Raw genomic sequence first — 24,132 nt, forward strand, 5'->3', positions numbered from 1 at the left:
ATTGGGGCTTCATCTTCGTTCCTTCGTCACTACGACGAAGCCCCAATCCTCCTTAATTCACAACCTCAAATCTGTGCCATAGGTGCTGACGGGGGACAATCAATACATTGCGTGCATCACCAACTGAAGTCTGCCAGGTGATCCAAGCTGGTGCCTGTGTCCATGGTGGATTCTCGTCTTACCCCGGTGCGCTACGGCCGTTGCCAGGCGGTGACTGGTTTGGATACATCGATCCGGACGGCAGCGGGCGGGTAACGTCGAGTGATTATACATTCGATAACGCAAATACCATGTCCACCTACGGTGGTAGTGCCAAGCTGACCTCAGCTGTGGGGGATGTAAACATCAATCTGATCAGCGATTACAAGCAGTTCAAGAAGGACTTCAATCTCGACCTCGAGGCTGGACCGGAAAATCAGTTTGCATGGCATGGCATTGCCAATACTAAGGCCTTTACGCAAGAACTGCGTCTTGACGGTGCAACTGGTCCTCTCAAGTGGGTGACCGGACTGTATTACCTGAATATCAAGACCCATGCCGTCCATGGCATCGCGGCGTTGCCGGACAGCGCGTATCCTATTCCTTCATGGGATCAACCGCGCATCGCAAACCTCAAGACTGAATCTTACTCCGCGTTCGGTCAGGTGGACTATCAGGTTACGGACACGGTCAATTTGATTGGTGGCCTGCGCTGGACCCGCGAAAAGAAGCGGTATGATTTTGAGGTTCTTTTCGTGACCCCGACTGACAACGGCAATCCTTATTCCTGGGATTACTCGCCCGCAATTAGTTTCCCTGGTTTCTCTCAGGGGCTTTACGCAGACTCGCACGGTGAAACGTTGTGGTCATGGAAGGCGGGAGTTAACTGGAAGCCTGTGCAGGATGTCCTGGTCTATGCCAGCGTTACGCAGGGTGCCAAGGCAGGAAGTTACAATGCGGGCGGTCCGCCGCTTCCCGCTTCTGAGATTCCCTATAAGCCGGAGCGGCTTATTTCTTACGAGGTCGGACTCAAAAGCACTCTTTTTGGCGGTAAAGTCCGGTTCAATACAGCGGGCTACTACTATGACTACCACAACTATCAGGCCGCGCGCTGGTTGGGTTTCTCGAGCCTTATCACCAATGCCAATGCGCGGATATATGGTGGTGAAGCCGAGCTTGCTGCTTCTCTTACAGATAATCTCGAAGCGTCGTTCAACGTTGGCGCACAGCACAATACGGTGAAGAATGTCCTAGTGGGAGGAGTGCGGCGTAATGTTCAGACGACCTTTACGCCCAAACTGACCTTGGCCGGCACTATCCGTTACACTGTTCCCAGCTTGGTTGCAGGTGGCAAAGTCGGCCTTCAGGCTAGTGCAAATTATCAGTCCCGGGTGTGGCATAACCTGAACAATTTCGACGCCAATAGTCTCGCGCCCTATGGCGTGGTTAATGCGCGTATTGATTGGACCAGCGAAGACAAGAAATGGTTGGTCGCCTTCAGTGTCAAGAACCTCACAGACAACGTTTACGACAATATCGGTTTCGATTTGTCGCAGGTTTGCGGATGCAACCTTCAGGCACAGGGAAAGCCGCGGTGGTTTAACGTGTCTGTGCGCCGCAGTTTCTAAATAGTTGGTCCTCCGCCTCGCTGTCCCGGCGAGGCGGAGACATCACAATATTTTGAGTGGCTCTCGCGGGCGCTTCAATTTTTGTCCATTCAACAAGAAGTGTAAACATGACCCCTAGTATTCCTCGCAGGGCTAAAGTCGTGATTGTCGGTGGCGGCGTTATAGGCTGCAGCATCGCCTATCATCTTACGAAACTTGGCTGGCAAGACGTCGTGCTCCTGGAGCGTAAGCAGCTAACTTGCGGCACTACATGGCACGCCGCTGGTTTGCTAACGACGTTGCGATCTACAGAAAATGCAACCAAGCTCGCAAAGTATACGCAGGATCTCTATGCAAAGCTGGAAGAAGAGACCGGTCTGTCTACGGGTATTATGCGGGTCGGTTCGCTCCAGATTGCCAGCGACTACGAACGTCTTGAGGAAATGCGTCGCGGTTGCGCGATGGCCGGCATTTTTGGCGTTGAGAGCAGGGAGGTAACACCTGCGCAAGTTCAGGAGCTCTGGCCTTTGGCGGATGTTTCAGACATTCTCGCCGGGTTTTATTTCCCTACAGATGGCCGTACCAACCCGACCGACACGACCATGTCGCTCGCCAAAGGGGCGCGAATGGGCGGTGCCAAGATCGTCGAAGGGGTTAAAGTTCTTGACGTTGTCAAGCGGGGCGATCGGGTTGTTGCTGTTACAACGGACGCTGGTGACATCGAGGCCGATTACGTTGTGAATTGCACCGGCATGTGGGCTCGAGAATTCGGGCTAAGAGCCGGTGTGAATATTCCGCTGCAGGCAGCCGAACATTATTATCTCATTACCGAGAGCTTGGAGGGTATGCATGCCAATCTGCCTATCCTGCGCGATCCGGGTAATGTAGCCTATTATCGTGAAGAAACCGGCAAGCTCATGTTGGGCTTGTTCGAGCCTGTTGCCGCAGTTTGGGGTGAAAAGGGAATTCCCGAGGAATTTTGCTTTGACGAGTTGCCCCCGGATTGGGAACGCGTAACTCCGTATCTGGAAAAGGCGATGAGCCGAGTCCCCTCGATGACGAACGTCGGAGTTCGAATCCTTTTTAATGGTCCCGAGAGCTTCACGCCTGATCATAATTACCTGATGGGACGTGCGCCGGGGTTACAGAATTATTATGTTGCCGCAGGCTTTAATTCTCTTGGGATTCTATCTGGTGGCGGTGCCGGGATGGTCTTAGCGCATTGGATAGTAAACGGCCATCCGCCGATGGACGTCTTTGATTCCGATATTCGTCGTGTTCATGATTTTCAGGGCAATGCGAAATATCTGCAAGACCGTACGGTCGAATCATTGGGCATCGGTTATCAGCACCACTGGCCGTTTCGGCAGTGGGAGACCGCTCGCGATGTCAAGAAACTTGTCCTGCATGATCGCGTCGCTGCCGCAGGCGCATGCTTCGGCGAGTCTGCTGGTTGGGAACGCCCCAACTGGTATGCGCCAGCCGGTGTTAGGCCGCAATACGAATATACTTTCAAGCGCCAGAATTGGTTTGAATATAACGCACAAGAGCATCGGGCGGTCCGAGAGAAAGTCGGCCTATTCGAGCAGAGTTCATTTTCGAAATTCCTTGTCCAGGGCAAGGACGCGGAAAAAGTACTTAACAAGATCAGTGCCAACAACGTAGCGGTGATCGCTGGTAAAGCAGTGTACACACAATTCTTGAACGAGCGTGGTGGGATCGAAGCCGACCTTACCATAACTCGGCTGGGTGCCGAAGAATATCTTGTCGTTACTGCGGCCTTCACCCATAGTCATGTGCTCGCCTGGATCCGGGAGCATATTCCGGACAATGCTCACTGCTCAATCGCAGACATTACCGGCGCCTATGGTATGCTCAACTTGCAGGGGCCGCTTTCGCGGGACTTGCTTTCAAAGCTAACGGACAGCGACCTCTCGCTTGAGGCATTTCCGTTCGGCACCATGCAAGATATTGAAATTGGGTATCAGAAAATCAAGGCGCTGCGGATCACTTATGTCGGGGAGTTGGGTTGGGAGTTATATGTTCCTACGGAATATCTGCTTCCTGTCTACGACAAGTTAATCGACGCGGGCCAGGCATTTGAACTCAAGCATTGCGGCTATCACGCGCTCAACTCGCTCCGCATCGAGAAGGCATATCGCGAGTGGGCTCACGACATAGGCGCCGATGATACACCAATAGAGGCCGGGCTGGGTTTTGCTTGCGATTTCAAAAAGGCGGAGGGGTTCGTTGGGCGTGAGGCGCTCCTGCGTCAAAAGGAACTGGGCGTCCCTTCCAAGAGACTGGTACAATTTCTGCTCAAGGATCCCGAACCGCTGCTCTATCATGCCGAGCCGATCGTCGTGAACGGAGAGGCGAATGGTTTCACGAGCTCGGCTATGTATGGTCATACCCTCGGCGGATCTGTGGCCATGGGATACCTCTACCGTCAGGATGGGGTGACTCAGGACTGGCTCGACAGTGCCGATATCAAAATCAATGTTGCTGGCCAGCTCGTGTCAGCCACAGCTTCGCTCAAGCCTCTCTATGATCCGTCATCAAGTCGGATTCGGGTTTGATCGACGTCCATTTTCCGGGAGGCAGGCAGTTGAATCACCGTTATATTCTTACCTTGGACTGTAAAGATCAGCCGGGGATAGTTAGTTGTGTATCAGGTTTCTTCTTCAAGCGCGGTTACAATATCGAGGAATCGGCACAGTTTCGCGACCCGTTTTCCGATCGCTTCTTTCTTCGAACCGTGTTCGCAGGTGGCGAGGCGCAGGTGCTAGACGATCTTAGCGCAGAACTGGCGGAAGTCAGCGCGCCTTACGACATGGTCTGCTCCATACGAGACGCTGACAAGCCGATGAAGGTAATGATAGCCGTGTCCAAGTGGGGACATTGCTTGACGCATCTTCTCGCGTCCTGGAAGCGTGGAGCGCTGCCAATTGATATCGTCGGTGTGGTTTCCAACCATCCAGACATGGCCGAACTGGCAGGGTGGTACGGAATACCATATCATTATTTGCCCGTGGAGGCTGGGGCCAAGCGTGAACAGGAACTCCAAATTCTCGATCTGATGAGCGCCGGAGGTGCCGAACTGCTTGTCCTCGCACGATATATGCAGATTCTTTCCGCCGAGATGAGTGAGGCATTGGCTGGTCGCGCCATCAATATTCATCATTCGTTTTTGCCGGGCTTCAAGGGCGCGCGTCCGTATGAACGGGCTTACGAACGTGGGGTAAAGCTTATTGGCGCGACCGCACACTATGTGACCTCTGATCTTGACGAGGGACCAATCATTGAACAAGCGGTGGAACGGGTGTCACATGCCCTGATGCCGGCGCAGTTGATTGAAACCGGCCGGGATATCGAGTCCTCGGTGCTAACTCGTGCAGTTCGATGGCATGCTGAACAGCGGGTACTTAGGAACGAAGGGAGAACAGTTGTATTCTCCTAAACGGCCCTTGATATTATGATGACTGCACCGTCGGCTGAGTTTGCAACTAGTTTGACGTGCGCCACGAAAGATATCGCCTTGCTGCTGTCTGTCCGGGAAGGTACGAGTCTGATTGCAAGATGAAAATGCATCAAAGCGGACATCGCCTGACAGGAAGATGACCGAAAGAATATGGGGCTGAGCGAAATTGCTGAAGAAGATGACTAAAGCTCAATTGGCTAGTGGCAAGGGGCCGGGTCGTGGCAAGCGAACGCTGTTTGCTCATAAACGCAATGTTGGGACATCAGATGCTTTGTCTACGCCGCTTAATGTGGGCGGAAAGATAAGGGAAAAACGAAAATTGTTGGGAATGACCATTGAAGATATTTCTCTTAAGACTGGACTATCGATTGGTCATATCAGCCAGATCGAGCGCGATATTACATCTCCCACGTTAAACGCATTTCAGCTTTTGGCGAGCGTCCTTGGTGTAAATATCAGTTATTTTTTCTCTGATGTCGAAGAAAAGGAGAAGGAGGGGCGCTACATCACGCGTGGTGACGACCGGAAATTTCTTACGTTCTCCTCGGGTTTCAAGGAATGCCAGATAAATACGTCCGCTATTAGTAATCTGCAGGTGCTGTGTAGCACTTTTGAACCAGGTGCAGCCGTAGATGAACCCTATAGCCATGATGGGGAGGAATGCGGAATGGTAATCTCCGGAGTATTTGAAATTACCATTGATGGTGAACCTTATCTTCTCAAGGATGGAGACGGTTTTTCTTTTCCTAGCGAAAAGCCCCATTCTTACAGAAATCCTGGAGAGTCCCAGGCGGTGGTTGTTTGGGCCATGACGCCTCCCTCCTATTAACAATAAGTATTTAGGACCTTGCTATGAAACTTTTAGTCCCCGTGAAGCGGGTGATAGATTATAATGTGAAGCCGCGGGTGAAGGCGGACGGGAGTGGTGTTGATCTTTCGAATGTGAAGATGAGCATGAACCCGTTTGACGAGATTGCGGTAGAGGAAGCGCTGCGGCTCAAGGAGAAGGGCGTAGCAAGCGAGATCGTGGCGGTGAGCGTGGGTCCGGCGAAGGCGCAGGAGACCTTGCGTACGGCACTGGCGATGGGCGCGGACCGGGCGATCCTGATCGAGAGCGATGCCGAGATCGAGCCGCTCGCGGTGGCGAAGCTGCTGGCGAAGGTCGCGGGCGAGGAAGCTTCCGGCATGGTGATCCTTGGCAAGCAGGCGATCGACGACGATTCGAACCAGACCGGCCAGATGCTCGCCGCACTCTTGGGCTGGGCGCAGGGCACATTCGCGAGCAAGGTCGAGGTATCGGGCGACGCGGTTGCCGTGACGCGCGAGGTCGATGGCGGTCTGGAGACGGTGAGCCTGAAGCTCCCGGCGATCGTCACCACCGACCTGCGCCTGAATGAACCGCGCTATGCGTCCCTTCCCAACATCATGAAGGCGAAGTCCAAGCCGCTCGCTCAGAAGAAGCCGGAGGATTACGGCGTCGACCTCACCCCGCGCCTTACCACGCTTAAAGTGGAGGAGCCGCCAAAGCGCAGCGCGGGCATCAAGGTCGCCGATGTGGATGAACTGGTGGCGAAGCTCAAGGCATTGGGAGTGGCAGCATGAAGACGCTGGTATGGGTAGAGCATGAGGGCGGCGCACTTAAGGACGCGACTCTCTCCGCCGTCACGGCGGCGTCGAAGCTGGGCGAGGTGCATCTGATCGTTGCGGGTGCTGGCGTTGGCGGTGTAGCCGCCGAGGCCGCGAAGATCGCGGGCGTGGGCAAGGTCCATGTTGCGGACGATGCGGCGTTCGATCATGCGCTCGCGGAGAATGTCGCACCGCTGATCGTGGACCTCATGGGCCATCATGACGCGTTCGTCGCACCCGCGACCAGCAACGGCAAAAACATCGCGCCGCGCGTTGCCGCGTTGCTCGATGTGATGCAGCTCTCGGACATCCTCTCGGTGGAAAGCGCCGATACCTTCACGCGGCCCACTTATGCGGGCAATGCGATTGCGACGGTGAAGACGTCCGATGCCAAACTTGTCATCACCGTGCGTGGCACCGCGTTCGAGAAGGCGGCTAAGGACGGCGGTAGCGGCACGATTGAGGCGGTGTCCTCGACCGGCGACAAGGGCTTGTCGAGCTTCGTTGGCGCGGAGATCGCCAAGCTGGAGCGCCCGGAACTCACATCAGCCAAGATTATCGTCTCCGGTGGCCGCGCCCTCAAAGATGGCCCCACGTTCGAGAGCACGATCTTCCCGCTGGCCGACAAGCTCGGCGCGGCAGTAGGCGCATCGCGCGCGGCGGTCGACGCGGGCTATGTGCCGAATGACTATCAGGTCGGCCAGACCGGCAAGATCGTCGCGCCCGAAGTCTATGTCGCGGTCGGCATCTCCGGCGCGATCCAGCACCTTGCCGGCATGAAGGACAGCAAGACCATCATCGCCATCAACAAGGACGAGGACGCCCCCATCTTCCAGGTCGCAGACATCGGCCTCGTCGGAGACCTGTTCACAGTTTTGCCTGAACTAGCAGGCAAGCTTTGAGCAGCAATTAGAGGTAGGCGTGGTACAGATCATAGATGGCCGCAAACTTGCGGCACAGGTAATTCAGGAGACTGCCGAGCAAGTACGCGCTCTGCGGGAGAGCGTCGGCATATCGACCGGTCTGGCTGTAATTCTTGTAGGCCATGATCCTGCAAGCGAGATTTACGTGCGGCGAAAAATTGCCCAGTGCGCTAAAGCGGGGATCATCTCGTTCGAGCATCGCTTGCCTGTTGACTGTACTCAAGAGGAACTGATTTCCATCATCGATCAACTAAATGCCCGTTCAGATGTGCACGGGATTCTGGTTCAGCTTCCCCTTCCAGCACACATCAAGGATTCCGTCGTACTCGATCGTATCGCTCCCTTCAAAGATGTGGACGGGTTTCACCCGGTAAATGTCGGACGACTGTCTACGGGAACAGGGGGGCTCGTACCCTGTACGCCGCTCGGTGTCATGATGATCCTTGATACTTTGATTGAGGACTATAGCGGTCTGAACGCGGTTGTGATCGGTAAATCCAATATTGTCGGTAAACCGATTTCAATGCTGTTGTTAGAACGCGAGGCCACTGTAACGGTGACTCATATCCAGACTCGCGATTTGCACGATATTACACGCAAAGCCGATATCGTTGTAGCTGCGGCCGGCGCCCCACATCTGGTACGCGGATATTGGGTCAAGCCCGGCGCAGTGGTTATCGACGTTGGCATTACGAGGGTTGCCCTTCCTAATGGAGCTACGGAAATTAGAGGCGATTGCGCCACGGATGAATTGGGACATGCGAGGGCTATCACACCCGTACCGGGGGGAGTCGGTCCGATGACAATCGCCTGCCTGCTCGCAAATACAGCCCAGGCAGCTTTCCGTTCGACCGAGGCGACAAGCTCGTAGGAGATTACATGGGCTGGGTCGAGCATCCTCAACGCCAGCAGGTGGTCAATGAAATGCACCTGCGACGCTGGCCGACCCTGTCGGTGCCAACAATGTTGATCCAGATCCTTAGAATGGTGGATCAAGATGAATGGGAAGCGCAGGCTAACGCCATTGATGGCCTTCCTGATACTAAATTAGACCCTAGTGACAATCCGCGGCAAACTTCAGGCGTTTTACCCGGCGGAGTGCCATTTGTATTGGAGCGTTTTAGCGAAGCAAGTGCTATAACAGTTATCTTGCCGATGGTCGTAGGAGAACATCTGGCTTTCCCGGAAGAAGTTTGCCGTTGGGCGAGGGACTTGCCCGGCAGGGTAATACGCGCAACAAAGATTTTTATCTTTGAGTCGGTTAGCGATGCAGAGATGTATCTGCCCGAGCTAAAAATGAAAACTAGTGACGTGATTAGTTGCTACGTCGGCACGGAGGCAAAGGCAAGGCTGTGGTCTGACTTCCGGATCGGCGAAGATGGATGGGGCCACCTACTTATTGCAGCTGAGCGTATGGACCCTGGCGACTTGACTCGGCTTGTTCAACGCTTGCAAGAGCTGGGCAATTATCGCAACCTTGCGTTGCTTGGTTTACCTGTTGCACGCTTGTATTGGAATGACTTGGATCGCGCAGAACTCGAACTAGCAGCCTTGGCTGCAGAGGTCGCATCCCCTGACTCTATCGATGATGTTTTGTTAGAAAAAGTAACAGGGGTTTCTCTTGGTTTAATTCAAGCTGTGGCTGCAACCCGTTTCCGGATGGCAGCCACACAAGCTTATGCAAGGATAGCAATCGAACGTCTGCATGAAATTAGTACACTGCCTGTGTCCGGTTATCCTTCCTTGCTCGATTTTACTGAGCGACGGCTTCGTCCAGCTGTGCGAACCTGTGATGCGTATGCACAGCGTCTGTCAGAATTAGCGCTCAGTGCAGATAGGTTTGCCGCCCTTCTAAGAACACGTATAGAAACGCGAATTGAAAATCAAAACGCGCTTCTTCTTAAATCAATGCGGAATATATCGATAGCACAATTACGTATGCAACATTTTGTTGAAGGTTTATCCGTAATTGCAATTTCTTATTACATGGTTTCACTATTCTCGCATTTCGTTAAAGCATATGAATTATATTTTGGTGAACATTTTGTTGAAATGAGTGAATCTATTGCCGTTCCAATAACTCTATTCGGTTTTGGATTATTTATTGCTAATAAACGTAAGAAATTAGGCAAGTCAAGATATGAAGCATAGGAAGATTATTTTATAAAATTGTATTTATATTATCTAATAATAATAATAAATATTATTAATTAAATTTTTAGTTTATATCAGTTAATTCTATCGTAAATAGAAATTTTGTATTATCTTTATGATTTTGGAGTTTTCGATCCAAGAGGGAGCGCTTTATTTGATCGAACTCCGCCAGCTTCGGTATCTTGTCGCTGCTTCCGAAGCTGGCAGTTTCAATCGTGCCGCGCGCAAGCTCGGGATCAAGCAAACGACCTTAAGCCGTCATATTTTGCAGGTCGAGCAGCGGCTAGGTATGATCATTTTCGACCGCACCACTCGTGGCGCCGTGCCTACCCATGACGGCGCGAATTACCTCCTCACCGCAAAACGCCTTGTTAGCGAGTTCGATCAACTCAACCATTGGGTCCGGCAAAAGAAGGACGGCATCATCGGCCAGGTCGCGATCGGATTCCATACCTCGATCTCGGCAGGAAACCTGCGTGGAACGCTGGCCGCATTTCGCGGTGCCAACCCGGAGATACATATCGACTACGCCGAACGCGATCGCACGCATCTGCTGCGCGATGTCGAATGCGGGATGCTCGATATCGCCATTTTGATAGGTGAGGTACCGGAACCGGATCTGAAGCACCAGACCCTGTGGAGCGACCGGATCATCGTTGTCTTTCCGGAAGCGCACCCCCTCACAACAATGGAGCAGATCGTATTCTCCGATTTGTTGCGCGAGACCATTGTGTTGTCCACAAGCGATCCCGGTCCGCAGATCCACAAACTGCTTACCGCGAAGATTGGCACGCCGTTCCTGCAACCGCATATCGAGGTACGCGATGTCAGCCGCGAGACGCTGATGTGCATCGTTGCGATGGGCGAAGGCATTACGCTTACCTCTGAAGCCGTATTGGGCTTGGGGATCACTGGTCTTCAATACCGTGATCTCGTCGAGAGCACCGGGCAATTCCGTGCCGGCTATTCCGGCTATTGGCGCGAGGACAATCGCAATCCGGTGCTGACGCGCTTTCTCAAATTCGTGCGCGAGCGCTATTCGCTGCCTCCTTTGCGGAGCTGACCGGCGCTGCCGTTCTCCCGGCGCGCCTTTGCAAAGCCGCGATCTGTCGCCATGAACCGCTCCAGCATGGGCGGTATCAATTTCTCCGGTGCGCTTTTCTGCCCTGTCTGGATGCCATGCACCTGTGTATAATCGAGCAAATCGCGATGCACCAATGCGGGTAGCTCGATTGTCATGCGGACCGGCTTGTCTTGCACGATCGGTCCGATTTTCAAGCGGCTCATCGCGCTGCTCCGGCGGTCTGCTGATCGAAGACGATGTCGCGCGCAACGATGACCGTAAGCGGCATGCCGGGCCGAATCGTCAGGGTCGGCGGCACGGCCAGTTCGCGCCCAATGACCTGTTCACCGGCCCGGGTGACGCTGTCCTGCGCGCCGCGACGCAGCGCACGGGTCAAGGCATCGTCGCTGCCCGAACCGGTTTCTGCGCCGATGGCGAGAATGGTCGAGAGCAAAGCGGCCTTCGCAACATTGCCCCAATGCCGGTTCACCCTGTCCTCCAGCCCGGAATAGCCCGATGCATCGCTGCCCACCAGCCTGTCGAGAAGGATCGAGCGCCCATCAGGAAAGATCAGCCGGTCCCAGGCGAGCAGCACCCGGTTCTGGCCTTGGCTGATGCTTGCATCATAGTCGCCGATCAGCCGGGAGCCCTGTGGGATGAGCAAAATTGTTCCTGTGACGCTGTCAAAGACATTCTGGGTCACCTGCGCTGTGATGGTGCCCGGCAGATCCGAGCGGATGCCGGTGAGGAGCGCAGCGGGAATGATGCTGCCCGCCTGCAGCGTTGCGGGGGAGGCAAGTGGCATCGACCGTTCCAGACTTATGGGCGCGCGCTTGGATGTCTGCAGAAAGGCCTGCTGCGGCGTTGGAGTAGTGGGCGCACTATTGGCACCGGTTTCGAGACCAGGACCAGCCATGACTGGTATGGGATCTGGCTGAGAGGGGGCTGCTGCGTTGGCGATGCCGCCATCGCGCAGGAACAGGCTGCTGGTTCGTGCGGCTTCGCGTTCCTGACGCGCCTGCTGGCCGAGCGTGTCGGCAGCGTTGGCCGCAGGTAGCGCAGTGGAAGCGCCGACCGGCGGCAAGTCTACCCGTTCGCCACGCTGCTGCGCGGCAAGGATCGGACCGCCGAGATCGCCAGGGAGCGGCGGCCCCAATTTCGGCACTTGGCTATAGTCCTTGGGTGCCGAGACGATGTTTTCGGGCGTCGCATGGCTTTCGTTCTCGACCAGATTGGGACCGGCGTCATGATGGGTGGGGCGAAGCGCGACAAGCAGCGCCGCGCTGATCGCCGATGTCGCAACAAGGCTCAGGATCAGTACCGATTTGCGCGAGAGGCGCATCACTGTGGGCATCACCCCACGCAAAGCAAAATCGGGAGCGGGCTGAGGCGGATGGGAACCGTCATAGGCCGCGCGATCTGTTTCACCCGCGGCGGGTGGGACATTTCCGGTCATGGCCGTTTATCCTGTTCCCGGTTCGAGGTGCGGTGCACTATCTTCACCGTCTGCATGCTGTGCCGATCGCCCAAGCGCAATTCGGCGGTTTCGAACAGCCGGTCGACGATCATGAAGCGCGCGCTGTACCGGTAATTGACGAGTTCGGCCTTGCCCGCCGGTCCCACCACGAAAAGCGGCGGCAGCTCATCGCGCGCGATGCTCTCGGGAAATTCGATGAAGACCTGCCCGCCGTCGTTGAATACGCGCAGCGGCCGCCATCTGGGCTTGTCGCCTTTCAGCGCATAGCCAAAATCGAGCGCCGCGACATTGAAGTCGCTGGCGATCGGGGCGGTGGCCAACGCCCGTTCATTGCGGGTGCGCAGCGCGATGAGTTCATCCTGCGGGTAGGTCCAGGAGAGTGATGCCATATAGGTGGCAGGCGTGCTCTTCAATTCCAGATGATAGGTACGCCGGTCGGTGTTGATGACGAGGTTGGTGGAAAGATTGGCGCGCGTCGGCTTGACGAGGATATGGACGCGGGTCTGGACGCCACTGGCGCCGCTACCGCCTCCGCTAATCGTGTCGCCGATGATCCAGCGCGCGGTATCGCCGGCCGCGACCGGGCCTGATCCCACCAACTGCTCGCCTTCCTGCAGGGCGATATCGGTGACCTGACCGATGGCCGTATAAACCTGATAGAGCGCGCCTTCGGCAAAAGGATATTGCTGGATCGCATTGAGGAACCCGTCGCGTACCGGCTGCACCCGCGCGGCCGCATTCGCGGCATTGACCCGCGCGGCCGAGATAGATGATGCGGCTTTGGAAGTATTCGTATCGGGCACAGGCTTTAACTGGCCGGGGAGCGGCAGCGGCTGCGGGAGCGTGACGATCTCTTGGTTGGGACGGGACACCATTATCTCCTTGGCGGGGATCATGACGAGGCCGGCATGGTGCGGCATGGCGAGGGCAGATGCGGGCATCGCCAAACCAAGCGACAGGGACAGAAGAGTAGCTACGCCGAGCTGGCGCGAAGTGTGATATCTCATGGGGCGAGTTCCTTTGACCAGTTGATGGCGGTGACGAAGAGACCGAGCGGATTTTTGCGCAACGCATCGGGCGTGCGTGGGGTCTGGAGCGAAACGGTGAGGATTGCCGACCAGCGCGTGGTCGAAGCCAAACTGCCATTTTCATAGCGGCGCTCTTCCCAGGCGACACGGAAGCTGTCGGGCGAAGCGCGGATGACGCTCGACACATCGACGCCGATCTGCACCTTGCCGATTTGCGCAAAGGGATCATTGGCGCGTGCATAGTCGTTCAAGGCGAGTGCGCCCTTGTCCGAGGCAAAATCATAGGCGCGTAGCCAGTTCTGCCGGACGATGACGGGATCGGCGGGGATCGAGCGGATCTCTTCGATGAAGTGTGCGAGCTGAAACGCGATCTGCGGATCGCTGGGCTGCCATCCCGCCTCTGCCGGCGCGACCGCCTGCGCCGCCCCGAGTTTGTCGACCTCGACCACCCAGGGCGTGATGGTCCCGCGCGCTCCTTGCCAGACAAGGCCAAAGCTGAGCCCGCCCGAGAGCATCAGCGCGCCGAAAAAGGCGAGTCGCCAGTTTTTCGCCTGCATCCGCGCGGAACCGATGCGGTCGTCCCACACTTGCGCGGCGCGCTGATAGGGGGTGACGGGTTCGGGTGTCGTGCCATAATGGATGGCGGATCGTTTGAAGAACATAAGGGTTTAGTCCTTGATTGAAAGATCGACAGAAGCGCCCGACCCGCCACCATCGCCTGAGCGGAGCGTATGCGCGGCGATACTGGCGCCATGGCTCAGCGCCTGGCGGTTGCGGAGCGCAGTTGCCCAGGCGGGAGGAGCCGAAGGAGCGGGCGTACTATCCGTGGCAGCGTCGCTGCTGCCGGTCACCCCCAGCACGCCGCGCGCGCCGTGGCGGAACTCGGCTTTCATGGTCTCGGATGCGGCGCGGAGCGGCGAGGTCGCGCTGCTTGCCGCCGCTTCGCCGACCGCAGATAGGCCTGAAGCAACCGCGGCCGCGCCGCGCTTGCCGGCCGATCCCAAGCCATAGGCCATGGTCGCAGCGCCGGCTGCACGCGCGCTACCTCCCGCCGTTCCGGTGATCGCGCTCGCCGCCGCGCTCGATCCGAGACGCGTCGCGGCGACGCCGGCAGCAAGGCTCCCTCCAGCAAGCAATGCGGTGCCTGCCGCCGAGCCAGCTCCCAATTGCGGTCCGCCCGAGACGATGCCGTTGGCGATACCGGGCGCGAATATGCCGAGGCCCAGCAATGAGAGCGCGGCGAGCACCATCGACATCGCTTCCTCGGCGGTCGGGATGACACCGCTTATGCTGGACGTGAACTGGGTGAAGAGGGTGGTGCCGATGCCGGTGATGACGGCGAGCACCAGGAGCTTGATGCCGGACGAGACGACGTGCCCCAATACCCGCTCGGCCATGAAGGCGGTGCGGCCGAAAAAGGCGAACGGGAGCAGCACGAAGCCCGCCAAAGTGACGAGCTTGAACTCGATCAGCGTGATGAACACCTGCACGGCGAGGATGAAGAAGGCCAATACGACGAAAGCCCAAGCGAGCAGCAGGATCGCGATCGTCACGATATTGGCGAAGAAGGCGGAAAAGCCCAACAGATCGCTGGTTGCAGTGACGAGCGGCTTTGCCGCGGTCAGACCGGTCGCGGCGATGGCGCCCGGCTGCATGAAGGTCGCGAGACTGAGGCTCGATCCGCTCGCCATCAAGCCAAGGCCGGCAAAGCTCTCGAACAATATGGTCGAAAGGCTCGAAAAATTGCCGATCACGAAAGCGAAGAAGCCGATATAGAGGGCCTTCCGCACCAAACGCTGGAGAATATCTTCGTCTCCGCCCCAACTCCAGAACAGCGCCGCCAATGTCACGTCGATGGCGATTAGGGTGGAGGACAAAAACCCGACCTCGCCGCCAAGCAAGCCGAAGCCGCTGTCGATATAGGTCATGAAGACAGTGAGGAAGCTGTCGATGATGCCGGTATTGTTCATGGGGTCGGACCCTCCATTGCGCTGGCATTGTCGTCGCCACTCCCATCCGCGGAATGGGGGGCGGCTACGGCCTCTGAGCGGGGTTCGGACCGAGGCCTATCCTCGCCCAAGAAGCGGCGCCGATGGGCGGCCCAGACAGCCTCGCACGACGCATCAGGCGGGCTCTGCCTCACGCAGCGGGCGAGTTCTTTTGCGAGCGGATCATGGCTGGCCGGAACCTCGGACGGGAGCGGCGGCGGCTCGTGCCGGACCTCGGTGCCCAATGTCACAAAGGCGATGGCGACCATCGTTCCTGCGACAAGAGCGGCAAGGCCAAGCTGTGCGATCGATCTCATGGGTTGCCCAGGAACCGCCGTAGCCGCTCGCGGCCTTCGGCTTCTGCGGTGGCCTGCCGCGCGGCCTCCAGCGCCTGCGCGCGGTCCTGGGCGGCGATGAGCGCGGTCAGATCGGAGAGCTGCTGGGCCTGGAGGGCGAGCAGCTGATTGCCCGCTTGAGCTGCCTGCAGCGCACCCGACGCCGACTGGCTCGCGTTCACTAGATCCTGCATCACCACATGCGCGCCATCAAGGTTGCCGATGACGCCGGCCTGGACCTTTAGGGCATCCTCGAACGCGCCGACGCTGGTGGTCCAGCGCGCCCGTGCATCGTTGATCAGCGCCTGATCGCTGGCGGAGAGTGAGATCGACTTATATTGCGCGGCGAAGCGGGCCTGGATGCTCTGGACATCATAGGCCAGGTTCTGCGCCTGCGCGATCAGCTGCTTGGTCTGCTGGATATGGGCCTGCAAGGGGGCGAGCACGGAGAGCGGCAGATTGGCGAGATTTTTCGCCTCATTCAAAAGCGATTGCGCCTCGTTCTGCAAGGAGCGGATCTGGTTGTTGATCTGCTGGAGCGTGCGCGCGGCGGTCAGCACATTTTGCGCATAGTTGCTCGGATCGAAAACGATGATCGCCTGCGCCGGGGCGACAGGGGCAAGAAGTAAAGCGGGCGTGAGGGCAAGGCTGATAGCTTGGAGAAAGTGATGTTTTTTCATGGATTTGATTCTTTCAGTTGAGAATTTTCAAGAAGATCGGCGGCCCAGTCGAGGCCGCGATGCTTGAGCCAGGCGGCGGCAAAGTGCTCAGCGCCATGGTCGGTCATGATGTCGGCGATGGCGCGCTGGTCGGATTTGGACGAAGCGGCGGTGAAGGCGAGGGCGATCTCGCCGAGGCCAAGCTCAAAGAGGCGATTGCCGTGTGGGGATTGACAATAATAATCGCGCTTCGGCGTGGCATGGGCCACGATCTCGATCTGGCGGGGTGAGAGGCCGAAGCGTTCGTAGATGCGCGCGATCTGCGGTTCGAGCCCGCGCTCATTCGGCAGGAAGATCCGGGTCGGGCAGCTCTCGATGATGGCGGGCGCGATGGCCGAGCTCTCGATATCGGCGAGGCTCTGCGTTGCGAAGACGACGCTCGCATTTTTCTTGCGCAGCGTCTTGAGCCAGCTCTTCAGCTGCGCGGCAAACAGCGGATGGTCGAGCACCAGCCAGCCTTCGTCGATGAGGATGAGGGTGGGCGACCCGTCGAGGCGCACCTCGATGCGGTGGAAAAGATAGGAAAGGACGGCGGCGGCCGATGCCGAACCGATCAACCCTTCGGTTTCGAACGCCTGGAAGCTGCTCGATCCCAGATGCTCGCTTTCCGCGTCGAGCAGCTGACCCCAGGCGCCGCCCACACAATAGGGCGCAAGCGCCTGTTTCAACGCCGAGGATTGCAGCAGTACGGCAAGACCGGTCAGGGTACGCTCCTCTTGCGGGGCAGAGGCAAGCGAACATAAAGCGCTCCAGAGATGCTCCTTTGCCTGCGGATCGAGCGTCACGCCCTCATGGCCAAGGATTGCGCCCAGCCATTCCGCCGCCCAGCTGCGTTCCGCCGGATCGTCGATGCGGGCGAGCGGATGCAAGGCGACGGGCATGGTCGTGCTTGCCGACCCGTGGAGACTGCTCGCGAGGTCCTGCCAGTCGCCGCCACAGGCATGCGTCGCGGCGCGGATCGACCCGCCAAAATCGAACGCGAAGATTTGGGTCTGAGCATAGCGGCGGAACTGCAAGGCGATGAGCGCGAGCAGCACGGATTTGCCGGCGCCCGTGGGTCCGACGACAAGGCTGTGGCCGACGTCGCCGACATGGAGGGAAAAACGGAACGGGGTCGAGTCCTGGCTCTTGCCATAGAGCAAGGGGGGAGCCGCCAGATGCTCGTCCCGTTCCGCCCCTGCCCATAGCCCTGAGAGGGGGAGCATATGGGCAAGGTTAAGCGTGGAAATCGGAGGCTGACGCACATTCGCATAGGCATGGCCGGGTAGACTCCCAAGCCACGCCTCGATCGCGTTCATGCCTTCAGGGACGCAGGTGAAGTCGCGGCCCTGGATGACCTTTTCGACGAGCCGCAGCTTTTCGGTCGCACGGGTGGCGTCCTGGTCCCATATGATAAGCGTGGATGTCACCAGGGCGAGTCCGGCATGATCGGCGCCCAGATCCTGCAGCGCCTCGTCGGCATCCTGCGCCTTATTCGCCGCGTCACTGTCGAGCAGGGCCGAGGCTTCGTTGGTCATCACCTCCTTCAAAATAGCGGCGACGGATTTGCGCTTGGCGAACCATTGGCGGCGGATTTTGGCGAGGAGTTTCGTCGCATCGACCTTGTCGAGCATGATCGCGCGGGTCGACCAGCGATAGGGGAAGGCAAGCGCGTTCAGATCATCGAGGATGCCGGGGAAGGTGACGCTCGGGAGACCGATGACGCTAAGGGTACGCAGGTGATGGTGCCCGAGCTTCGGCTCCAGGCCGCCGGTCAAGGGTTCGTCGGCGAGCAGGGCGTCCAAATGCATCGGCACTTCCGGCACGCGCACGCGCTGCGTCCTTGTCGAGATGCAGCTGTGGAGGAAACTCAGGGTTTCGCGGTCATCGAGCCAGCGGGCTTCGGGCATCATGGCGGCGAGCAAATGCAGCAGCCGCTCGGTCCGGTCGATAAAATGCCCGACATGGTCTGCGCCATCCACGCCGCTGCGGCTGCTTCCCTCGTAGAGCCAGCGCTCGGCACGGGCCGCTTCCTCGCGCGGCGGCAGCCATAGCAGGGTCAGATGATAGCGGCTCTCATAATGGGCGCCTTCCTCGGCGAACTGCGCAGCGCGCTCCTGGTCGATCAGCGCCGAGGCCGGATCGGGAAAAGCGCTCGCCGGATAATCCAGCGCCGGCACGCGCTGCGCGTCGGTAAAGATCGCCCAGCCGGAGCCCAGACGCCGCAGCGCCGCATTGAAGCGCGCGCTCGTCGTAACGAGCTCGGCGGCGCCCGCGCTTTCAAGATCGGGACCGCGAAAGCGCGCCGTGCGCTGCAGGCTGCCATCCTTGTTGAGGATGATGCCGGGCGCGATCAGAGCCGCCCAGGGCAGGAAATCGGCGAGCAGCTGCGGTTTTTTGCGATATTCGCGCAGGTTGAGCATGGGGCGGACCTTCAGACGCGAAAATAGGTGGGAAATCTAAGGTGGCGGCGCGCGACCTCGACAAAGTCAGTGTCGCGCCGCGTTGCCCACACGCTTGAGATATGCCCGATCGCGAAGAAGATGAGCCCCGCGATCCAGAGCCTCAAACCAAGGCCAATCGCGCCAGCGAGCGTGCCATTGACAATCGCCAGCGCGCGCGGCGCGCCCGCGAGCAGGATCGGTTCGCTTAAGGCCCGGTGCACCGGCGCGAAATAGCCGGGGCAGGGCTCGATGCTCTTGTGTTCGAGCATCAGATCAGTGCTCCGCCGCCGAAGCTGAAGAAGGAGAGGAAGAAGGAGCTGGCGGCAAAGGCGATCGATAGACCGAAGACGATCTGCACCAGCCTACGAAAGCCGCCTGAGGTGTCGCCGAACGCAAGCGTCAGACCGGTCGTAATGATGATGATCACCGCGATGATCTTGGCGACCGGGCCTTCGATCGAGGCGAGGATCGCCTGCAACGGGGCCTCCCACGGCATCGACGAACCTGCCGCATAAGCGGGCGCGGTGGTGGCGAAAGCGAACAGGCTGGCGCCGAGCCAGGCGGCAGTGTGACGGACGCGCTGTGCGATAGAGTGGGTCATGCTATGTCTCCATGTGAGGATAGGGTAAGGGAGGTGAGGCGATAGTCGCCGCCGGTATCGAGACCCTCGACACGGGCGAGTTCGGTCAGGCGGCGTCCGCTTGGGGTCCGGACGAGAATGGCGATGATATCGATGGTGTCGGCTAAAGCTAAGCGCGGCACGGTGACGACCGCTTCCTGAATGAGCTGTTCCAACCGCCGCAGCGCGCCCAGTGCTGTCCCGGCGTGGATGGTGCCGATGCCGCCTGGATGCCCTGTGCCCCATGCCTTTATGAGATCGAGCGCTTCGGCGCCGCGCACCTCACCGATCGGAATGCGATCGGGACGCAGCCGGAGCGACGAGCGCACCAGCTCGGCAAGCGACGTTACGCCGTCTTTGGTGCGCAGTGCGACGCAGTTGGGGGCGGCGCATTGCAGTTCGCGGATGTCTTCGATCAAGACCACGCGGTCGCTGGTCTTTGCGACCTCGGCGAGCAGGGCATTGGCGAGTGTCGTCTTGCCGCTGCCGGTGCCGCCAGCGACAAGGATATTCTGGCGGGAAAGAACGGCCTCGCGCAAGCTATCGGCTTGCGCCGCGCTCATGATGCCGGAGCGCACATAGTCCTCGAGCGTGAAGACGCTGGATGCGGGCTTGCGGATCGCGAAGGTTGGAGCCAGGACAATCGGCGGTAGCAGGCCTTCGAAGCGTTCGCCGGTCTCGGGCAGTTCCGCCGATACGCGCGGCGCCCTGTCATGGACCTCGCACCCGACATGATGGGCAACCAGGCGGACGATCCGCTCGCCTGCGTCGGGGGAAAGGCGATGCCCGGTATCGGCCATGCCCGATCCCAACCGGTCGACCCAGAGCCGACCATCGGGATTGAGCATCACTTCGATGATGTCCGCTTGCCCGAGCCAGGTCTGGATCTCAGGTCCCAGTGCAGTGCGCAGCATGCGGTTGCCGCGGGTCGATGCCTGGGATCGGAGTGGATGAACGGTCATGACGGCCCCTCAAACTGGGGCGGATCGCATGCCCCGATGGTGATGGGGATCATCAAGAGACGCAGAAAAGCTGTTCAATCAACAGCAAAAATGGAGCGTCGTGGTCCAGCGTAGAAAGACAGGGCACAGCGTAGGGCGGTCATTCTTCCGCTGCCGATATATCCTCGCGCAGTTCCTGCCGCACCCTCGGACCCTTGGCGAGTCGGCGGCCCAGGGCGTCGATGAAGGCGTCATAGCGATCATTGCCGAGACGCCTGAGCAAGGCCCGTTCGCTTTCGGGCGGGGGCGGCGCGTTCGAGAGCCAGAAGCGTACGAACATTGCGATCATCTCGACCGCGATGCCGGCATCGCGCTCATTGCGGGTCAATCGCCGGTCGATGCGGTCGAGGCGCCGCGCGATCGCGGCTTCACGCTGTTCGTCGGCGTCGGGTGAGAGGAAGCTCGCGATCGCGGCTTCGGCGATCAAAGAGCGCGATTGATCCCGCCGGTCGGCATAGGCGGCCAATGCCGCCATGATGCCGGGGTCGAGATAGACCGAGAGCCGGGCTTTGCTGCTCATAGCTCGATCCCGTCCTCGCGGTCCATCGCCGCGCGCCGCGCCGCATCCGCCTGTTCGCGCGCGATCAGCCGGTCGCGCTGGAAGGCCTTGCGCCGTTCCTCCTCTTCCGCATCCTGATCGAATTCGTTGGCGGGTCCCTGTGTCGGCGGCGTGATCGCGATATGGAGGCTGTGTTCGGGCACCAGATGCCGGTCGTCCTCCTCTTCTTCCGGTTCGCCTTCGCTCTGGTTTCCGTCGCCCTGAGTTTGCGGCCTTTCCATCCTTGCAGCAGCTTTTGGAGGTGGCGGAAGATCGGGTTCTGCTATTGGGTCGAGTGCGCTCCAGTCGTCGGGCCGGGTCGTTCTTGCAGAACGCGCGGGATCGGGTGGCGGCACTATTCGTGCGGCAAGGCGCGCATCCTCATAATAGCGCGCCTTATGGGCGCGTATCGGATTAAGACCGGAGACCATCACGATTTCTTCATGATCGGGGAGATGCATGATCTCGCCCGGGGTGAGGAGGGCGCGCGCCGTTTCCGAGCGCGACACCATCAGATGGCCAAGCCAGGGAGAGAGGCGATGACCGGCATAGTTTTTCATCGCGCGCAGCTGCGTCGTCGTGCCGAGCGCATCCGATACGCGTTTTGCGGTGCGCTCATCGTTGGTGGCAAAGGCGACCCGCACATGGCAATTGTCGAGGATCGCATTATTCTGCCCATAGGCCTTCTCGATCTGGTTGAGGCTCTGGGCAATGAGGAAGCACTTGATCCCATAGCCCGCCATGAAGGCGAGCGAACTTTCGAAGAAATCGAGCCTTCCTAAGGCCGGGAACTCGTCGAGCATGAGGAGCAGCCTGTGCCGCCCCGGCACGGAACCCAGATCCTCGGTCAGCCGCCTGCCGATCTGATTGAGGATGAGCCGGATGAGCGGCCGCGTCCGCGAAATGTCCGAGGGCGGAATGACGAGATAGAGGGTCGCGGGCCGCGCACCCTCGACAAGATCGGCGATGCGCCAGCTGCAGCTGCGGGTGATTTCGGCAATCACCGGGTCATGATAGAGCGAGAGGAACGATATTGCGGTCGAGACTATGCTCGAACGCTCATTGGCGGATTTGTTCAAAAGATCCTGCGCGGTCGCTGTCACCACGGGATGAGGCCCCGCTTCTCCCAGATGCGGGGTCAGTTTCATGATGGCGAGGGTCGTCTCGATCGGACGGCGCGGATCGGAGAGAAAGGCGGCGACGCCGGCAAGACTCTTGTCAGGAAGTGCATAGAGCACATGCAATATCGTGCCCACGAGCAGCGCATGGGCGGTCTTTTCCCAGTGATTGCGCTTGTCGAGCGAACCTTCCGGGTCGACCAATATGTCGGCGACATTCTGGGTGTCACGCACCTCCCATATGCCCCTGCGGATTTCGAGCAGGGGATTATAGCTGTCGGACAAGGCGTTGGTCGGATCGAACAGCAATACTTTACCGTGCAATGCCCGAAATCCCGCCGTCTTCTGCCAGTTCTCACCCTTGATATCGTGAACGATCGCTGACCCGCGCCAGGTGAGCAGCGAGGGCAGCACCAGACCCACGCCTTTCCCCGATCGTGTCGGCGCATAGCAGAGAATATGCTCGGGTCCCGCATGGCGCAGATAGCGGTTTTCGAACTCGCCCAGCACCACGCCCTCGTCGCAAAACAGCTTCGCCTTGCGGATTTCGCTGGGAGTGGCCCAGCGTGCGGTGCCATAGGTCTCGGCGCTTTTTCGCTCCCGCGCGCGATAGACGGACATGGCGATTGCCACTATGATCCCGGCAAAGCCTCCGGAGACCGCGATGAGCGCGCCCTTCTCGAAAATGTGCGGTGCATAGGCATCATAGCTGAACCACCACCAGAAGAAGGCATAAGGCGGATAGACGGGCCAGCTCTCTGCCACGAACCAGGGCTGCCCCAGCTCGCTCTGATAGGCGAGTGCATGCGCGGTCCATTGCGTCGCCGACCAGATGCCGGCGAGCACCAGCGCGAACACCGCAATCACCTGACCCCATAATATCTTCGTTCCGGGCATGACAGTCTCCTTCGTTTCCATAGGAAACGGGGGCCATCAGCCACGACATTCAAGGGACATCGCGCGCAGGGCGAAGGCTGGCGCAGAAATACAGGGGCTGGCGTAGAGGGAGGGGCGACAAATCAATTTGACGTCATGCCTCGCGGGATATACATATGGCATATCCAATTGAGGTGCAGCCCATGAACAAGCCCGCGCATACATCGCTGTTTCGGTCGAACCGCTCGCAGGCCGTACGGCTGCCCAAGGATGTCGCATTTCCCGAAGGGGTGAAGGAGGTATGCGTGGTCCGCGAGGGCAAGCGCCGCATCATCCTGCCCGCTGAAGCGATCTGGGACGATTTTTTCGAGGCGCCGGGTATCGCGTTGCCGGAGCGGGATCAGCCACAAGCTCAGGTGCGTGACAGCTTCTGATGCTGCGCTATTTGCTCGACACCAATTTGTGCATCTGCGTGCTGCGTGATCGACCGCCAGGATTACGCGCGTTGTTCAATGAACGCGCGGAGAGCTTGTGCATCTCCACCATCGTTCTCACGGAACTCCTGCATGGCGCCGCCAAGTCCGCGCGGCCTGAACATCATCGTCAGGAGGTGGAACGTTTTGCGGCGCGGCTCGAAGTGCTGGCGTTCGATCCCGAAGCCGCCGATCATGCCGCTGATATTCGCGCAACGCTCGAACGGGCTGGACAGGTGATCGGAGGCTATGACCTGCTGATTGCAGGCCATGCCCGCAGCCGCGGCCTCATCGTCGTCACGGGTAATTTGCGCGAGTTCGAGCGGGTCGAGGGTCTGCGCTGCGAGGATTGGGAAGCCGAGAGGGGATAGAGATTGAAACGATTCGAATAATCTCTTTCTACAAATGGAATAATGCTAACTGCTACTCGTAAGCAGGCCATGTGACTGTCCACTTTGGTTTAGATGCTCTCATTGCGGACGTTGGTTCGGTCGGATGTTCAACGAGAGAATTGCCGACGGAGAATTGAGAAAATCATTAGAATGAACCTCTTATTATTGTGATAAATATCTATAAAATAAATATTCATATATGATGGCTGTAACATCAAGAGATATTATTATATTACGTTATAATATAGAAGGAGATTTATTTATTCTTATAGTTCTAACCTTATATTTCTAGGGAGAATATTGGATCGCCTT

The 24,132-nt window shown here is 58.4% G+C and carries 23 protein-coding genes; 11 read left to right on the forward strand and 12 right to left on the reverse strand.

The features are described 5' to 3' along the window. Window positions 1-137: 137 nt before the first annotated feature. From ATE64_RS16100 to ATE64_RS16130, 9 genes are all read left to right on the forward strand, one after another. Window positions 138-1,607 carry a TonB-dependent receptor gene (locus tag ATE64_RS16100; RefSeq protein WP_167541776.1) on the forward strand — a complete coding sequence of 490 codons (1,470 nt, stop codon included), beginning with the start codon at window positions 138-140 and terminating at the stop codon, window positions 1,605-1,607. 107 nt (window positions 1,608-1,714) lie between these two features. After that, window positions 1,715-4,165 (forward strand): FAD-dependent oxidoreductase, encoded by a 2,451-nt coding sequence (locus tag ATE64_RS16105; RefSeq protein WP_058455736.1) that lies wholly within the window; start codon window positions 1,715-1,717, stop codon window positions 4,163-4,165. Further along, the gene (purU, locus tag ATE64_RS16110; protein ID WP_231729138.1) at window positions 4,162-5,046 is read left to right on the forward strand and encodes a formyltetrahydrofolate deformylase; all 885 of its coding nucleotides are present in this window, start codon (window positions 4,162-4,164) and stop codon (window positions 5,044-5,046) included. The genes ATE64_RS16105 and purU overlap by 4 nt, the downstream gene beginning before the upstream one ends. Window positions 5,047-5,233: 187 nt before the next feature. Further along, the gene (locus tag ATE64_RS21255; protein WP_082657752.1) at window positions 5,234-5,896 is read left to right on the forward strand and encodes a cupin domain-containing protein; all 663 of its coding nucleotides are present in this window, start codon (window positions 5,234-5,236) and stop codon (window positions 5,894-5,896) included. A 23-nt stretch (window positions 5,897-5,919) separates the two neighbouring features. Continuing rightward, window positions 5,920-6,669 (forward strand): electron transfer flavoprotein subunit beta/FixA family protein, encoded by a 750-nt coding sequence (locus ATE64_RS16120; RefSeq protein ID WP_058455739.1) that lies wholly within the window; start codon window positions 5,920-5,922, stop codon window positions 6,667-6,669. Beyond that, the gene (locus tag ATE64_RS16125; protein WP_058455740.1) at window positions 6,666-7,595 is read left to right on the forward strand and encodes an electron transfer flavoprotein subunit alpha/FixB family protein; all 930 of its coding nucleotides are present in this window, start codon (window positions 6,666-6,668) and stop codon (window positions 7,593-7,595) included. Before ATE64_RS16120 ends, ATE64_RS16125 begins: the two co-directional genes overlap by 4 nt. 19 nt (window positions 7,596-7,614) lie before the next feature. Then, a complete protein-coding gene (locus ATE64_RS21260; RefSeq protein WP_082657753.1) occupies window positions 7,615-8,487 on the forward strand; it encodes a tetrahydrofolate dehydrogenase/cyclohydrolase catalytic domain-containing protein in 873 nt (290 codons plus the stop codon). Between the two features lie 8 nt (window positions 8,488-8,495). Then, on the forward strand, window positions 8,496-9,767 hold the full coding sequence (locus tag ATE64_RS21265) for a DUF3422 domain-containing protein (RefSeq protein WP_082657754.1): 1,272 nt from the start codon (window positions 8,496-8,498) through the stop codon (window positions 9,765-9,767). Window positions 9,768-9,924: 157 nt separating this feature from the next. Continuing rightward, a complete protein-coding gene (locus tag ATE64_RS16130; protein WP_058455899.1) occupies window positions 9,925-10,833 on the forward strand; it encodes a LysR family transcriptional regulator in 909 nt (302 codons plus the stop codon). Here ATE64_RS16130 and ATE64_RS16135 read toward each other — a convergent pair. The 12 genes from ATE64_RS16135 to ATE64_RS16195 all read right to left on the reverse strand — a co-directional run bounded on the left by ATE64_RS16135 (window position 10,806) and on the right by ATE64_RS16195 (window position 22,976). Next, on the reverse strand, window positions 10,806-11,057 hold the full coding sequence (locus ATE64_RS16135; protein WP_058455741.1) for a DUF2274 domain-containing protein: 252 nt from the start codon (window positions 11,055-11,057) through the stop codon (window positions 10,806-10,808). The two genes, ATE64_RS16130 and ATE64_RS16135, sit on opposite strands and share 28 nt — an antisense overlap. Next, window positions 11,054-12,289, reverse strand: coding sequence for a TrbI/VirB10 family protein (locus ATE64_RS16140; RefSeq protein ID WP_058455742.1), 1,236 nt, complete (start codon window positions 12,287-12,289; stop codon window positions 11,054-11,056). Before ATE64_RS16140 ends, ATE64_RS16135 begins: the two co-directional genes overlap by 4 nt. Beyond that, window positions 12,286-13,206: a P-type conjugative transfer protein TrbG gene (trbG, locus tag ATE64_RS16145; protein ID WP_231729139.1), complete on the reverse strand. Its 921-nt coding sequence runs from the start codon at window positions 13,204-13,206 to the stop codon at window positions 12,286-12,288. The genes ATE64_RS16140 and trbG overlap by 4 nt, the downstream gene beginning before the upstream one ends. Before the next feature lie 107 nt (window positions 13,207-13,313). Then, window positions 13,314-14,000 (reverse strand): conjugal transfer protein TrbF, encoded by a 687-nt coding sequence (trbF, locus tag ATE64_RS16150; RefSeq protein WP_058455744.1) that lies wholly within the window; start codon window positions 13,998-14,000, stop codon window positions 13,314-13,316. Between the two features lie 6 nt (window positions 14,001-14,006). Beyond that, on the reverse strand, window positions 14,007-15,308 hold the full coding sequence (gene trbL / locus ATE64_RS16155; RefSeq protein ID WP_058455745.1) for a P-type conjugative transfer protein TrbL: 1,302 nt from the start codon (window positions 15,306-15,308) through the stop codon (window positions 14,007-14,009). A gap of 331 nt (window positions 15,309-15,639) precedes the next feature. Further along, window positions 15,640-16,341: a P-type conjugative transfer protein TrbJ gene (gene trbJ, locus ATE64_RS16165; RefSeq protein ID WP_058455747.1), complete on the reverse strand. Its 702-nt coding sequence runs from the start codon at window positions 16,339-16,341 to the stop codon at window positions 15,640-15,642. Further along, complete coding sequence (gene trbE / locus ATE64_RS16170) at window positions 16,338-18,782, reverse strand: conjugal transfer protein TrbE (RefSeq protein WP_058455748.1); 2,445 nt, start codon at window positions 18,780-18,782, stop codon at window positions 16,338-16,340. The genes trbJ and trbE overlap by 4 nt, the downstream gene beginning before the upstream one ends. Window positions 18,783-18,793: 11 nt before the next feature. Next, the gene (locus ATE64_RS16175) at window positions 18,794-19,072 is read right to left on the reverse strand and encodes a VirB3 family type IV secretion system protein (RefSeq protein WP_058455749.1); all 279 of its coding nucleotides are present in this window, start codon (window positions 19,070-19,072) and stop codon (window positions 18,794-18,796) included. Next, a complete protein-coding gene (locus ATE64_RS16180) occupies window positions 19,072-19,404 on the reverse strand; it encodes a TrbC/VirB2 family protein (protein WP_058455750.1) in 333 nt (110 codons plus the stop codon). Before ATE64_RS16180 ends, ATE64_RS16175 begins: the two co-directional genes overlap by 1 nt. Further along, window positions 19,401-20,384, reverse strand: coding sequence for a P-type conjugative transfer ATPase TrbB (gene trbB / locus ATE64_RS16185; protein WP_058455751.1), 984 nt, complete (start codon window positions 20,382-20,384; stop codon window positions 19,401-19,403). The genes ATE64_RS16180 and trbB overlap by 4 nt, the downstream gene beginning before the upstream one ends. A 139-nt stretch (window positions 20,385-20,523) precedes the next feature. Next, window positions 20,524-20,943: a ribbon-helix-helix protein, CopG family gene (locus tag ATE64_RS16190; RefSeq protein WP_058455752.1), complete on the reverse strand. Its 420-nt coding sequence runs from the start codon at window positions 20,941-20,943 to the stop codon at window positions 20,524-20,526. Next, on the reverse strand, window positions 20,940-22,976 hold the full coding sequence (locus tag ATE64_RS16195; protein WP_058455753.1) for a conjugal transfer protein TraG: 2,037 nt from the start codon (window positions 22,974-22,976) through the stop codon (window positions 20,940-20,942). Before ATE64_RS16195 ends, ATE64_RS16190 begins: the two co-directional genes overlap by 4 nt. A 182-nt stretch (window positions 22,977-23,158) precedes the next feature. On the opposite strand from ATE64_RS16195, the gene ATE64_RS16200 reads away from it, so the two are divergent. Then, a complete protein-coding gene (locus tag ATE64_RS16200) occupies window positions 23,159-23,389 on the forward strand; it encodes an AbrB/MazE/SpoVT family DNA-binding domain-containing protein (RefSeq protein WP_058455900.1) in 231 nt (76 codons plus the stop codon). Beyond that, window positions 23,389-23,799 (forward strand): type II toxin-antitoxin system VapC family toxin, encoded by a 411-nt coding sequence (locus ATE64_RS16205; RefSeq protein WP_058455754.1) that lies wholly within the window; start codon window positions 23,389-23,391, stop codon window positions 23,797-23,799. Before ATE64_RS16200 ends, ATE64_RS16205 begins: the two co-directional genes overlap by 1 nt. The last annotated feature ends 333 nt before the right edge of the window (window positions 23,800-24,132 follow it).

This window comes from Sphingopyxis sp. H073, assembly GCF_001468395.1.
In the GTDB taxonomy this organism is placed as follows: domain Bacteria; phylum Pseudomonadota; class Alphaproteobacteria; order Sphingomonadales; family Sphingomonadaceae; genus Sphingopyxis.